The organism is Photorhabdus akhurstii (assembly GCF_019090985.1).
Classification (GTDB): Bacteria; Pseudomonadota; Gammaproteobacteria; order Enterobacterales; family Enterobacteriaceae; genus Photorhabdus; species Photorhabdus akhurstii.
The window spans coordinates 1,397,285-1,411,018 of record NZ_CP020335.1 but is presented as its reverse complement, the minus strand read 5'-3'; the positions used below and the strand labels follow the sequence as shown (position 1 = coordinate 1,411,018).

12 protein-coding genes are annotated in these 13,734 nt (G+C 41.7%); 5 read left to right on the top strand and 7 right to left on the bottom strand.

Annotated features, from left to right (window positions below; genetic code table 11):
* Position 1: 1 nt before the first annotated feature.
* From B0X70_RS06045 to B0X70_RS06015, 7 genes are read right to left on the bottom strand one after another with little or no spacing between them, the layout of a single operon-like run.
* Entirely contained in the window at positions 2-1,234 is a 1,233-nt protein-coding gene (locus tag B0X70_RS06045) for a condensation domain-containing protein (RefSeq protein ID WP_217471685.1), read from the bottom strand.
* Entirely contained in the window at positions 1,219-4,998 is a 3,780-nt protein-coding gene (locus tag B0X70_RS06040) for a non-ribosomal peptide synthetase (protein WP_217471127.1), read from the bottom strand. The genes B0X70_RS06045 and B0X70_RS06040 overlap by 16 nt, the downstream gene beginning before the upstream one ends.
* A 14-nt stretch (positions 4,999-5,012) precedes the next feature.
* A complete protein-coding gene (locus tag B0X70_RS06035; protein ID WP_217471126.1) occupies positions 5,013-5,546 on the bottom strand; it encodes a condensation domain-containing protein in 534 nt (177 codons plus the stop codon).
* Positions 5,506-7,386 carry a polyketide synthase gene (locus tag B0X70_RS06030; protein ID WP_217471125.1) on the bottom strand — a complete coding sequence of 627 codons (1,881 nt, stop codon included), beginning with the start codon at positions 7,384-7,386 and terminating at the stop codon, positions 5,506-5,508. Before B0X70_RS06030 ends, B0X70_RS06035 begins: the two co-directional genes overlap by 41 nt.
* Positions 7,383-7,823: a phosphopantetheine-binding protein gene (locus tag B0X70_RS06025; protein WP_036814163.1), complete on the bottom strand. Its 441-nt coding sequence runs from the start codon at positions 7,821-7,823 to the stop codon at positions 7,383-7,385. The genes B0X70_RS06030 and B0X70_RS06025 overlap by 4 nt, the downstream gene beginning before the upstream one ends.
* 41 nt (positions 7,824-7,864) lie before the next feature.
* Positions 7,865-9,016, bottom strand: coding sequence for an AMP-binding protein (locus tag B0X70_RS06020; protein ID WP_217471124.1), 1,152 nt, complete (start codon positions 9,014-9,016; stop codon positions 7,865-7,867).
* A complete protein-coding gene (locus tag B0X70_RS06015) occupies positions 8,995-9,966 on the bottom strand; it encodes a TauD/TfdA family dioxygenase (RefSeq protein ID WP_046394715.1) in 972 nt (323 codons plus the stop codon). Before B0X70_RS06015 ends, B0X70_RS06020 begins: the two co-directional genes overlap by 22 nt.
* Before the next feature lie 1,223 nt (positions 9,967-11,189).
* Here B0X70_RS06015 and B0X70_RS06010 point away from each other — a divergent pair.
* From B0X70_RS06010 to B0X70_RS05990, 5 genes are all read left to right on the top strand, one after another.
* Positions 11,190-12,059, top strand: a complete 870-nt coding sequence (locus tag B0X70_RS06010; RefSeq protein ID WP_181147796.1) for a hypothetical protein — start codon at positions 11,190-11,192, stop codon at positions 12,057-12,059.
* Positions 12,049-12,450, top strand: a complete 402-nt coding sequence (locus B0X70_RS06005; protein ID WP_217471123.1) for a DUF1240 domain-containing protein — start codon at positions 12,049-12,051, stop codon at positions 12,448-12,450. Before B0X70_RS06010 ends, B0X70_RS06005 begins: the two co-directional genes overlap by 11 nt.
* Before the next feature lie 254 nt (positions 12,451-12,704).
* Positions 12,705-12,956: a type II TA system antitoxin, ParD family gene (locus B0X70_RS06000; RefSeq protein ID WP_046397708.1), complete on the top strand. Its 252-nt coding sequence runs from the start codon at positions 12,705-12,707 to the stop codon at positions 12,954-12,956.
* Positions 12,953-13,264 (top strand): type II toxin-antitoxin system RelE/ParE family toxin, encoded by a 312-nt coding sequence (locus B0X70_RS05995; protein ID WP_217471122.1) that lies wholly within the window; start codon positions 12,953-12,955, stop codon positions 13,262-13,264. The genes B0X70_RS06000 and B0X70_RS05995 overlap by 4 nt, the downstream gene beginning before the upstream one ends.
* Entirely contained in the window at positions 13,264-13,653 is a 390-nt protein-coding gene (locus tag B0X70_RS05990) for a DUF1240 domain-containing protein (RefSeq protein ID WP_246593452.1), read from the top strand. Before B0X70_RS05995 ends, B0X70_RS05990 begins: the two co-directional genes overlap by 1 nt.
* Positions 13,654-13,734 lie beyond the last annotated feature (81 nt).

Genomic DNA, 13,734 nt, shown 5'->3' with positions numbered 1-13,734 from the left:
ATTAATTTTTATGAGTTATCCGTTCATTAAATTCAGATAGGACCGTTTTTATTTGCTCTTTTGGCATGACATCACCTGCAAATTGAGCACGAATTTCCATCTGGCCATCATTCACACTGATGTTAAAACAAAGCAAATAATCCATCGGCGTTACCCGAGGCTTCCAGTAACCCGTTCCCTCTGTGGTGATATCAATAAAGATCGGATTAACTTTCTCCTCATCAGGTGTATTCAGAAATAAAAGCTCTCCTTCAAAATCCAGTCTTAATTGTGGTCGAGGAATTGCCTTTAATTTTTCGGTGATTTTAGGATTAACAGAAAGATAGCGAAGTGCTTCAAAGCCAAACCCTCGAACAGGTACCTCACGTAACAACCGCGCCACATCAGTTGCATGTTCATCAAAACTGCGTCCCATCGAAAAGGGCAATAGGAACGGAAAACCACATGTAAACCAGCCGATAGTACGTCCTAAATCAACTTCGTCGAATAGGTCTTCTCGACCATGCCCTCCCAACTCAACAAGGATATTGTTGGCACTGGAAGGAAAATGGCTTTCTAAAGACCGAGCAAGCAGAGTCAGTAATCGGGCAAGTACGGGAAGTTGACTGTGCTCAGATGGTTTTAAAAACTGCTGAGTCTGTACTTCATCAAATACTGTTGTTTGCTCAACCATATTCGCCTCAATGCCAATAGCATCCGTACTTACTAACTGCTGTGCCTGTTCATAAGGTTGTGAAAGCCAGTAACGAACACCAAACAACTCTGGATCATCCTGCACCAATCGGTGTAAACGTCTGGCCCAAGCGAGATACGAAGTTGTCGGAATATCTAATTCATGGGCTTCAGCTCCTCCAAGCAACGCCGCTAAATCTTCTGTAAGTAAATCCCAGGAATAAGGATCGACTACCAAGTGATGAACTATAATCAACAATTTGTCCGGCAAATTATGAGCAGTCCGATAAAGTTGTATGCGGCAAATTGGCCCATTCAGCAGATCTAACGACTTATGACCTATATTCGCTAACTCAGTAATTTTCTGCGATAAGCTATTTGGGGCTATCTGCTGCAATTCAAATTGTTCAATTGCGATACGGGCTTGCGGGTTAATTCCTTGCCACCTCCCCAATGTAGTAACCATAAAGCTGGCTCCCAAAATAGGGAATCGGGCCAATAGCGCTGCTGCTGCCTGTTCAACAGTCTCCAATGACAAAGTGCGACTCAGTGTAAACAACACACCATGATTACAATGATTTTCATTTGGATTATCACGCTCAAAAAAGCATGCTGAGCTGGTGTCAAAGGGGCCAAATCACTTAATTCATTCGGCGCATGTCTGACTTTGGTTAGTGCGCCCTTCCACTTGGCTAATAATGCATTAATTGCAGCTTCATTATGACGGAAAGGGATGTATTCAAGGGTAATAGTCAGTTTCCCATCAACGATGGCCGCATTGATTTCCCATTCCAGAGGACGGTGCCCCGTTGCTGCCCGCCGCATTCCAATATCTTCTTCTACACTGAAAAAGCCATCATTCGGCTGCTTCGTATTGAAACGCCCTAAGTAGTTGAATCCAATGTTTGGATTCTGCTCCATAACATAAGTTTGTTGTAAATGGGTCTTGATATAGGGATTAGCTTCAATCATTGCAGTCGCAACTTCGACTACCGTAACCATAGCATTGACCGGTAGCACAAAGGGACCTATTGTTGTAAACCACCCCACAGTTCTCATTACGTCAATAGACTCGTTTTCCTCTTGCCTGCCATAACCTTCCAACTCAAGCAAGAGTTGACCGTTACCCTGTTCAACAGCAATGGTATTTGCAAGTCCCGTCAAAAGAACCGCAGGGATTCCTCCGTTAGGCACTAATGCCGAAATTTCCTGAATATATTGTGTTTCCGACTCAGATAACTTGACTTCAGCAACCGAGCGTTTGCCATAAAGGTTACTTACATGACTATTCACCTGTACCACATCAATTGGTGTGGTCAACTGGATCGGAGGAAGTATTTGGGGAGATGTTGCTGTTTGTTGTTGAGACCAATAGAGATATTGCGTGCTTTTCCTCGGTAACCTCGGCATTTCTTTTTGAATAATAGCCTGATACGCAGTTTCAAGATCTTCCAGCAAAATTTGCCAGGAAACTTGATCCACAATTAAGTGATGTAATGTCAGCAAAACTCGAAAATCATCCAACATCACAATTCGTAGTAACGGTCCTTCCTCGATTGATAATGATGCATGAGCCTCATTGGCGATGGTTTCTTCCGAACAATCTGGTTCAGCAAACCAAAGTAAGTTGTCATAAGGCGAGCGCAAAGCTTGATAATGCTTCCCCCTCTCTTTGGGAAAACAAACTCGCAATTGTTCATGGTGCTCAACTAGTAACTGTATCGCCAGGGATAATGCTTCTGCATTTAACTGCTCCTTTGTACTGATCACATGTGACTGATTCCAATGGTGCTGTTCAGAAAACCGCTGCTCGAAAAACCATTGTTGGATTGGTGTCAATGGTGCTTTTTCTATACGCGGAGTTGAATTTGCTGCCATTTCGCCTTTGGTACTCGCCAGTTTTGCAAGTGAAGCAATAGTTGGATGTTCAAGCACATGACGAGGACGCAAATTGATCCCCAAAGAGCCCGCCTCATGTATCAGACGGATACCAATAATGGAATCCCCACCCAAAGCGAAAAAATCATCCGTGATGCCCACTTTGGCTAGCTTGAGGTATTTACACCATAAATCACAAAGCTGTTGCTCCAACCTGGTGCGAGGTGCAATATAAGAAGCAGATTCAGATTGTTGTTTTGCCAGTGCCTTTAATTGCTTACGATCAACTTTACCATTGGCATTACATAACAGCGCATCAAGAAAATAAAACCTGCTCGGCACCATATAATCCGGCAATTGCTCAGCCAAAAATTTACTCAACGAGCTAGCATCCACAACGGCATCACTCGGCCGCGTCACGAAAGCGCTTAATTGCTCAAAGCCACCCATATCAACAAGTTCAACCGTACACATTGCTACACCCGGATGGTTTGCCAGCACTGCTTCAATTTCTCCAAGTTCGACGCGGCGACCACGAATTTTCACTTGGTTGTCGGTCCGGCCAAAGCACTCCAATATGCCATCCTCTCGCCAACGACCACGATCACCCGTCCGGTACATACGGGCACCCGGGACAGGCAGAAATGGGTCAGGCAGAAAAGCCGCCGCTGTGAAGCGATTATTTCCGATGTATCCCCGCCCGACATTCGGTCCACCAATGAAAATTTCACCACCGACCATTGGAGGAACAAGTTGAAAATCTTTATCTAATACATAAATTGTCACGTTTGGCAAAGGTGTACCCACTGGACAATATAGCCCATCAAACTGTTCTTCGACCCTTCCTTGAGTCACATCATCGGTACACTCAGCGGGACCATAAGCATTTAGCAGTGTCACCGTTGGTATACACTGATGCCAACGACGTGCCAGTTCCGTGTTTAACACTTCTCCGGTTGAGATCATCCCACGTAGCTGTCGCTGAACCAGCGTCTTCAGTGAAATTGATTTTTCAAGGATATCTAGGATGACTGCGATGAGAGAAGGAACCAGTTCAATATATTCAAATTCCTGCTCAATAATGTATTGAATTAACTCTTGAGGATCTTTTACAACCTCATCAGAGACAATAGAAACCGTCGCACCTGCGGTTAATCCGGTAAACATTTGCCAAACTGAGATATCAAACGAAATGGGTGCTGTTTGCGGTAATACCACTCCTGGTTTCAATTCACAGTTTTGGACCCGAAATGCCAGTAAATTAAGGAAGGAACGATGTTCAATTCCTACACCTTTAGGAAAGCCTGTCGAGCCTGAAGTAAAGATTACATAAGCTAATTCGCTTGGTGATGGCTCAGTTACCTGCTGATTAAGTAACTTTATCTCATCATCATCCACTAAAGCCTGGCTTTGAAAACTAAGTTCACTGAATGAGAACCAAACTATCTGCGGCATATCTACAACATGATCTGCAATCAATGCTTTCGCATGTTTTAGCATATGCTGTTGCCGGGCTTTCGGTAAAGTTGGATCAACGGGTAAGTAAGCACCACCAGAGAATAAAATACCGGTAGCAACAGCAATAAACCGAGCACTACGTGGTGCTGAGAGCGCCACAATATCATCGGCACTAATGCCAGCATTTTTTAACTTCAATGCTACCGATGACGCCAACTGAAATAGTTCCCGATAGGTAAGCGACTCTGTTTCATCACGGAGAGCTATCGCATGGGGGTTACTTTCCGCTTGCTCCAACACTAGCCGATAAAACGATTTTCCTGAGCTATAATCAGGTTGTGAATTGAATCTGGCTAGCAATTTTGTTTGCATCGCGTCATCGACGATAGCCATATTATTCAGACAGATGTCGAGATCAAAAAGCCCCTTGTTTAACAGTGTAGCGATACCTGTCGCTAAATGATGAAGCATCTGAGCCTCAGCAACAATTCCACTAACACTAACTACACCATCAATAAGTTCGATAACTATCCCAGTTCCCGTCTGAGCGCAATTAACGACAATAGGCATGAAATGCTCCAAGAACGGCATCAACAGCGCCTTGTCTATCGATCCATGATTAATCGCCTCAACAGCAGCCATGCGAACATTGCTTAACCATTCACGAAAAGTCACAGCAGGAGGTACAGTCAATAAGACAGGCAAACGCTTGCCTTGTTCTGTGTTAATATGCAACACAACAGAGGATACTCCCCCAATACGGCGCAACACGATACTAGTCACTGCCGCCAAAATTGCCCATGTCAGCAATTCAGAGTTGCCCGCTACTTGTTTCAGTCGGTCAGTAACAACGGAGGAAAGCGGACATTGCGCACTTACCAAAGATCCCTCATGGTGAGGAAAAATATCTGCGGTTGCAGCAGCGGCCTTAGTTAAATCACCAACCCGCATCAGCCAGTATTCACGATCAATCAGCTTCATAGTTGTCATTTTTTTATCCACATCTAGAACTGAAAATCTGGAATATCGCTAAAAACATCGTCTTGACCATCAAATAAGGCGAAAAGAGTGGTTTCCTCGCCTAATGTCACTAGCTGTGTCAGTGCACCTATATAAATATTCAACCAGCGAGAAACCGTGTCTTGTGAGAAAAGAGAAGTGGAATATTCCAATCGCGCTTGAAGTTCATCACCATATTCAATACAGGTAAGATTGAGTGGATATTTTGCGCCATTAGGATCGACATCCAGCAATTCGACAGCGGCTCCATTTCCCCCTAATACCTTAATAGGATCAACATCATTCTGAAAATCAAACATTGTGAGATGATAGGAAGTATTTGCCATCAGTTTCTGAATTCGATCAGCAGGAAATGCACTATGTAAAATCGCACTGAGTGATGCCTGCCTAACCGCATTCAGCACTACGTGAAATGGCTGGTGTGGATCAAGCCGTGCACGCACAATCACGGTATTAACATAACAACCAATGGTGTTTTCATCTTTCAGTTGCCGGTTCATCAGCAAGACGCAATGCATCAACAAATTCAAGACCACCATCGACGACCTGTGCAGCCAATTTCCCCACACCGTAGGCCAATAACAAATCAATCGTCACCCCAAACGCTGTCAATACCGCGTGATGTCCCAACAACCAAATAATCCAGCGCTGCCGAAGCGTCCAAGCTTTCCTTGAACATAAGTTCTCTGCTTGTTTTATTACACGATGAAAAGCCGGAAATGTTTCTCCTCGTTTCATCAATAGTTGAATATCTATTGGAGAGCATTCATCAAAAATAAGACCAACAGATAACGAAGATAATGGTGAAGATAGTGAGATTGAACCGTGATTCGTGAGTTGCTGCACTAAATGCGAAACAGATGAAGCCACGCAGCTCCAACGATATGGGAAATGCTCCCGTCCCAGCATTAATATATCGGCAACCTCGTCAATTGATGCTTCGGTTGAGGATAACGCATTAGTTATAGCACTTAGGTAAGTGCTAAGATCTTGTGTCGTCTGTGCCGATATCAGCACCAACCTCTCATTTGTTTCGTATTTTTTGTGCCTTAAAGTTGAGGGAGCCTCTTCAACGACTAAATGCACATTAGTACCACTTAGACCAAACCCACTGATTCCCGCACAGTAAGGACGCTGACCTTGACGTGGCCACGGCTCACAAGAGGAAGAAACTCGTATCGGCAACTCTTCTGTAGATCTACACAATGGATTCAACTGTTGGAAGTGAGCTGTAGGGAAAATCTGACCAGTGCGGAATTGAGCTATAATACGAACAAGCCCCGCCAACCCAGCCATACCACTTAAATGTCCAAAATTACTTTTTACAGAAGAGATAACACAAGGCTCCTGTTGCACTTCATAGGCGGCAAATGTATCGATTAAACCTTGCACTTCTATCGGATCACCAATTTTAGTACCCGTACCATGAGCTTCTATATAACCAATATCAGTAGCTGTGACCCCTGCTTGATACCATGCTGCCGTAATCACCTCGGTTTGTGCGATGCTGCTAGGTGCAGTGATACCATTGCTACGGCTACCGTCATGATTAATCGCACTCCCTCGTATGACAGCATGGATAACATCATTATCTTGATGTGCACGGCTCAACCGTTTAAGCAGGACAAAACCTCCTCCTTCCCCAAATCCAGCACCATCAGCCATTGCATCGAAAGGACGGCATCGATCTGTCGTTGACTCAACCCCTAACCCACTTGAGTTCTCACTACGCTGAGGCAAGGTGCCTAAAACAAGTTCACAGCCTCCTACCAGAGCAAAATCAGCCTCCCCTGTCAGAATTTTGTTCCGTGCTTCGTGAAGTGCGACCAAAAATGATGAACATCCCGTATCTATGGCATAAACTGGGCCACGCAGATCAAGCAGATACGCAATGCGACCCGCTGAAAAAGCATGCAAGCTGCCGATAAAAGCGAACGGATTAGCTTTTCCCTGTACCGATAACGACTGAAAAAGATCTGGATGCGGCCCGCCATGCGCAGCAACAAGTACTGCTGTACGCGCATTTGATAACTCTTTCAGAGTGTATCCCGCATTGACAATCGCTTCTGTAGCCAGTTGAAGCCCTATGCGTTGTCTGGGATCGATATATTCAGCTTCACTTAGTGCAATACCAAAATAACGATGATCGAACCCTGTAATTTCATCAAGCCATCCCCCCTCTTTTTCATTGCCTGTAAGAACCTGCCCCGTATTAGCCACCCGACTTTCAGGTATTGGACGAATGCAGTCCCGACCGTCAGCCAGAATATCAATCAATTCACACCAATTTGAACATTGTGGTAACCGAAAAGAGACGCCAATTATGGCGACCGCATCATCTGAATATAGTGTCGTCACAGCTGTACCACCTTAGTTTTATTAGGAGCTGTGCTCTCGCCACCAAGCTCTTTGGCTAAGGATTCAATGGATGGATATTTAAATAGTTGGGCAACAGTGAGATTTGGAAAATGACGACGTAATCGCCCAAAAACCACTAACGACTTGAATGAGTCACCTCCCGATTCCAGGAATTTAGCCTGTATATCAATATCATCACGCTTAAGCACTTCACGCCAAATATCTAAGATAAGCTTTTCTATGTCATTACGAGGAACGGTAACATCAGAAGAAATGGATTCAACAGTATTAATAGAAGCCTGCAAACGCGCTATATCAAGCTTTCCATTAGCATTAACAAGGATTTCATCAATGCTGTAGATTCTGGATGGAATATGACTGGCCGGTAATCGGGTAGCTAAGTTTGAAAGTAGTTCATTTTCTCTCGCAGTACCCACAACATAAGCAACCAGTTCATCAATCTGGTGAAACTCAGATTTTACACTGGTAACAACAACCTGCTTCCAAAGATATCAACAAAGTGAGTTTCTGTCAGATCTTGATCCCCATGATAGCCTCTGGCCAACGCAAGCCCTCCTATATATAGTTGCCCCACTTCCCCGAAGGAAACTGGTCGCCTGGCGTCGTCCAGTACAGCTATTTCAACGCCCTTTAAAGGCTTACCGATTGGAATTGAGTCATTGCCTAAGAGTGTTCCATTTAGCTGATGCATTAATACACCAATGGTCGTTTCCGAAGGGCCATAGTGATTAAATATTCTCAGATTGGGGTTTGCTGCAAATAAAGTTTTAGCAAGTGCCGAAGTTAGTTCTTCCCCACTAATAATAAGTACTTTTTCAGGTAATAATTCCGAAAGGTTACCTTCTCTGGATAACATCTCTAATTGCGAAGGCGTACATTTCAACATTCCAATTGAAAATTTACTTATATGTTTAGCAAGCGCGATTGAGTCCAGCATCATTTCTCGATTGATAAGCTCAAGGGTACGACCTGTTAGCAGAGCGACGAAAATAGACGTATTACCAAGATCCGAAGCAAAAGTTGTTGTACTCGCCAAACTGGAGGGTATTGGTGATACGCGCTCAACAAATGCCGAGACGTAATTCATGATACTGCTGTGTTCAATTGCGACAAGTTTGGGAATTCCTGTTGAGCCGGAAGTTGATACCAAATAAGCCAAATCACCGGCTTTGCGACCTGATACCGGAATGTATTCCTGTGGCTCTAATATTTGTCTATCAAGATTAATGTAAGAATGGTGTTCAATACGTCGGCAGTTCAAATCATCAGTTAATACTTTAACCCCGCCTGAACGCTCTATTAATTCATTAATTCTACTATCGGGTTCGCTGACCTCTAACTGAATATATGCAGCGCCAACTGCCCAGATAGCCAATGCAGCTACAAGACTTGTAGTAGATCTTTCCATAAAAATAGCCACAACATCACCATTTACCACTCCTTGTGAAATGAGTAATTGAGCAATGGCACCAGCCTTCCCTGCCAATTCTTTATAAGTAAGCGCAATGTTGTCATGGCGTACAGCATATAATGAATCTGAAGTGGCTACTGAATTAGCAAAAAGATCTGCACAAGTTCTTGATTCTGTCAAAGTGTTCCATGTTTGCATCTCATGTCCTCATTTGGCAGGGAAAAATTGCAATGCATTGGTGAAGCCATGATCACATAAACTTTACGTGCTCCACTAAACGGTTCCCTACCGTGGGCAACTGCAAGGTTGTCAACAACCGCCACATCACCGTTCTTCCAATCTGGGTACACTGTCTCCGCATCAATAGCGGCTCGAATCTCAATTAATGTGGATTCGCTGATCAGAGTACCGTCGCCATATTTCGCCATTCGTGGAAATATCCCCACACCGAGTGCAGCTTCCAAAGCAAGCTGAACTTCTTCAGGCAAACTGGAGGGATGGAACAGATTCGCTTGATTAAACCAGCTTTCTTCCCCAGTGTAAGGATGAGTCATAACACCTTGTACAACCTGTCGTGTGATCAACTGCTCTTCATCTAGCCACTCAAAGTCAACACTTTCAGATCTGAGTTTTTCTTCAACTATTCTCCGTTCCTCAGTTTGAAATACTTGCTGCCAAGTTAAGTCAAACCCAGTGTTATAACGTCGTTCATATAAAACACCTTTACTTTTAAATTCTTCACGGGTTTTATTCGAGAGGCGTTGGAGCACTCTTCGATAATCTGCCAATGTTGTCTGACCACCAGAATCAGCAGCTTTTTGTGACCACAACCATAAATATTTTGGCCAAGTACGCCGGTAAGACATTTCATTATGCAAAGGTATTCGCTGATCAGCAGGGTACTCTGTAGAAGTGAACACCCGATCATTGACTTTAGTACGTGGTGTTGATGGTTCTTCATAATCCAATATTTCAGGAGTTGCACTTAATACTGCCTCTCTGAATGCAATAACATCTTCAATGTTGAATCCACGAAAAAGTAAGGCACCATGATTATTAAGCTTTTTTTTACATTCGTTCCAGTTATTACTAAGCCAGGAACACAGTGTGATCCCACTATTTGGAGAGTAAATCGTATAAGGTAGCATATCATATTAACCCTATTTAAAATGGATTAGCTAAACTGCCTACGTCATTCATTTTCCAAAATTATTGATTAAGTAAATTACCAAAACTAAAAAGAGCAGCAGGAATTCGAAATATCTGGCACTATTTCAATACCCTTAAAATATATTTAAAACCTACATGTCCAAGTTACTTGGACATGTAGGTTTTAGAATTTGTAAACGGTTAGTAATCCTAAACGCTAGTGAACACTAACACTCTGATAAAATTATATTTAATAAATTGATCTATTGCTGCTATGAACATTTTATTACATAAATCAGAAAGACTCAATACTCCCACGGAATTGAGATGGATAAAATTGCCGTTTGTCTCAGATACTTTATTCTGAATTTTTTTTATAAGAGTAAGTATTATTCAGTTAAATAGTTAATAAGCTGTATGGTTGGATAGGTTTAAAAACTATTACTGACATTATTTATCAGGCTTATTTTTCATATTTTAGGTAATCTTTGATATGTCTAACGATGGTCGTTTTATGAATTAGTAATACTTGAAAACCATGAATGTATTCCAGTTAATATTAAATTTTTTTCTCACCATTATTTTACGAAGAAAACTATAAAAAAATAGTAAAACGGTTAATTCGGCAAGATTTAAACCCTAAAAAAGAGGGATTATCTTAAAAGAACATAAGCGGGTATCTTTATATCATCAAACTATTTACTCACTGATTTATGAAGATAAGACTATGATGATTGAACTTAAAAAAACAGGTATTTTTCCCTGAAAAAAGGACAAATAAAAAGGTGAATGGTTTTAATACCGAGTTTCTTTCCTAAAGCATAGAAGCTTTTGTTTACTTGTTCTAGTTAATAGTTTCGGTTATTGGGGATGGTTGGGATAACAGAATTTAAAGCATTTATTTACCATTTTCACACTTATATTCACTCCCGTCTTTTCAGGTTAAATCAGATTTGGGTGTGGGGTCTTCGTTCTGTTACTCAGTTTTAAGCATTATTAAAACCTGAATCTTTAAAAAGCTTAAGTCTATGGCGCCATTTTATCAGGGATTATTTTAGTAGGAATATAATGGCTGACTCGTTGCGTTTATCCAACTTTTTGCTACTATGTAACCAATGTGGCTTTTTTTTACACAACGATGTTATACTCAAATCGTAAACTCCGTCCGTTAAATACCGATGTGACGATTTTTGATTTTAAGAATATTAAAGGAAATTTCACGATGACACATAAAAGATACAACCCCTCTTGGGAAGGCTATATGGGCGATTTTCTAAGAGGTCATATTGGGATTAATCACTTGAAACCTCAATTTCAGTCCTTTAATGCTATTGGTCTTGAAAAACAGTTAAACGAGAATACAGCGTATATTGCACTGCTATCCTTAGAGGAAGCGAAAGATGTTTTAGAGGAGATTGATTCGCCAACACCAAAAAGCCCATTTATAAAGAGCATATTTTCAGTTACCGATCCTATATCACCCTATGCAGGTAATATACGTGATGCTTTCGACTTTATAAATGTAGTAGGAGAATTTAAAAGATTAGGGATTAAAGCCACAGAGTATGTTGGTAAAAATGGGCAAAGATATATTAAAATCTCAGGTCATGCAGGGCTTAGAAAAATCATCACCGCTTCAAGATACAGCGCTTCTAACATGAAGATAATCTCTATGGGAATAGGGCAACAAGGAATAAACAGTGGCATAGTTAAGGGAGTTAAATTCAATATATTATTTTCCTCAGCCTATCGGGCGGTTGAATACATCTTTAAAGATGAATACACACTGGCCGATTTCTTAGGCAATATTTCAGTAGATTTGGCTAAGGCGGCAGTGGCGGCTTTTGCTTCTTGGGCTGTGGGTGTTGCTCTTTCATTTTCATTTGTGACAGGTGCCAGTGTAATTGTTGTGGCTGGTGCAATGCTTGCTATAGGTGTTGCAACGGCATCTATACTTGATTCTTTGGATAAAAAATTCAAAATTAGTGAAACTGTGATTAATTTGATCAAGAAAGAAATAGAAAGAAGACCAAGAACACCAGAAGCTAATTTCAATCAATTCCTTCATAACTGGGGGAATTATGGCAAATAAGAAAAATATCTTACCAATAATCTGTGCTTTTGCTATTTTTATTTTAGCGTTATCAGGTTTCTTTTTGGCTGGGGAAAATTTAATTTCATTAGTTAAAATGGAGGATAAAATAACATTCTCAGGTCATGTTTTTATAATATTTTTCTCTTTCCCTTTTATTTCATATCTTATGATTTTATCTATTCTTGTTAACATAACTGATCGTTATCCTAAGCATCATGATACCTATGTTAAATATTCAGCCGTAATAGCTTTTTCTTCATTTGTTTTAAGTTTTCCTCTATCTTTTTATGTGGATTATAAATTAAAAAGTGAAAATTATTTAATATGTAAAAGAATATCCTTGGCGTCACCGAATACCTATGTAAAAGATATTAAGCTATGTGATTAATATTATCTTATTTAATTTCTCCATAACTGGGGGAGCTATGAAAAACCCCTCACGTTGAATTTTCGTATGCTATACCTAACGACAGAGTTTTCCGCATGTTTTTAGGCGATGTGCACACAGGACATCCAGACCATTTTTGCCTGTGTCGTAAAACACCTGTTTACCGGCTACCTGCGCCAATGTTGTCATATAGCTCCATTAGTACATATGTGCTAATGTGGGAATGTGTAATTTTGGAGTTTGGAGATTATCCCATGAGTCGCCTAACCATCGACATAACAGACCAGCAGCACCAAAGCCTGAAAGCGCTGGCTGCCTTGCAGGGCAAGACCATCAAGCAATACGCGCTGGAAAGGCTGTTTCCCGGCGATGTTGATGCCAATCAGGCATGGAAGGAACTGAAAATCCTGCTCGGCACCCGCATCCACGAGGGACTTGCTGGCAATGTGTCTACCAAGAGCATCAGCGAAATTCTCGATGAAGAACTGACCGAGGGCCGGGATTGACCGGCTACGTTCTCACTACGGCGGCAGAATCCGACCTGCGTGGCATCGTCCGCTACACCCGCAAGCAATGGGGCGATGCTCAGGTGCGCCGCTACATTGCTATGTTAGAACAGGGTATCGCCAACCTCGCCGATGGCCGGGGTGTGTTCAAAGACATGAGCGCGCTTTTTCTGGGCCTACGGATGGGGCGGTACGAACATCATTACGTCTTCTGTCTACCGCGTGAGGGAGCGCCTGCTCTGATCGTGACTATTTTCCATGAACGCATGGACCTGATGACACGACTGGCTGACCGGCTCAAAGAGTGATGGCTTGGGCAGCCATGATCGAAATGGCGGCTGGTGACACTACTGTTGGGTCTACCCTAATAATCTGTGCTCTTGTTATTTTTATTTTAACGCTATCAGGTTTCTTTTTGGCTGGGGAAAATTTATTTTTCTTAATTAAAATGAAAGATAAAATAATATTCTCAGGCCCTGTTTTTATAATATTTCTTCCTTTTCTTTCATACCTTATAGCTTCTGTTATTTTCCTTAATATAACAAATCGCTGTCCAAAACATCACGACAGTTTTATTAACTGTTTTGGGTTTATAGCTATTATTTCATTTTCCTTAAGTTCCCCCCTATCTTTCTATGTGGATTATAAATTAAAAAGTGAGAATTATTTGGTATGTAAAAGAATATCCTTGGCGTAACCTAATACCTATGTAAAAGATATTAAGCTATGTGATTGATATTATTTCATCTAATTTCTTCATAACCGGGATGATTTTGAC

What these genes read in the sequence shown, in the direction of transcription:
- B0X70_RS06040 (WP_217471127.1), bottom strand. Translation starts at nt 4,998, where the DNA reads ATGACAACTATGAAGCTGATTGATCGTGAATACTGGCTGATGCGGGTT.
- B0X70_RS06035 (WP_217471126.1), bottom strand. Translation starts at nt 5,546, where the DNA reads ATGCATTGCGTCTTGCTGATGAACCGGCAACTGAAAGATGAAAACACC.
- B0X70_RS06020 (WP_217471124.1), bottom strand. Translation starts at nt 9,016, where the DNA reads ATGCAAACATGGAACACTTTGACAGAATCAAGAACTTGTGCAGATCTT.
- B0X70_RS06015 (WP_046394715.1), bottom strand. Translation starts at nt 9,966, where the DNA reads ATGCTACCTTATACGATTTACTCTCCAAATAGTGGGATCACACTGTGT.
- B0X70_RS06010 (WP_181147796.1), top strand. Translation starts at nt 11,190, where the DNA reads ATGACACATAAAAGATACAACCCCTCTTGGGAAGGCTATATGGGCGAT.
- B0X70_RS06005 (WP_217471123.1), top strand. Translation starts at nt 12,049, where the DNA reads ATGGCAAATAAGAAAAATATCTTACCAATAATCTGTGCTTTTGCTATT.
- B0X70_RS06000 (WP_046397708.1), top strand. Translation starts at nt 12,705, where the DNA reads ATGAGTCGCCTAACCATCGACATAACAGACCAGCAGCACCAAAGCCTG.
- B0X70_RS05990 (WP_246593452.1), top strand. Translation starts at nt 13,264, where the DNA reads ATGGCTTGGGCAGCCATGATCGAAATGGCGGCTGGTGACACTACTGTT.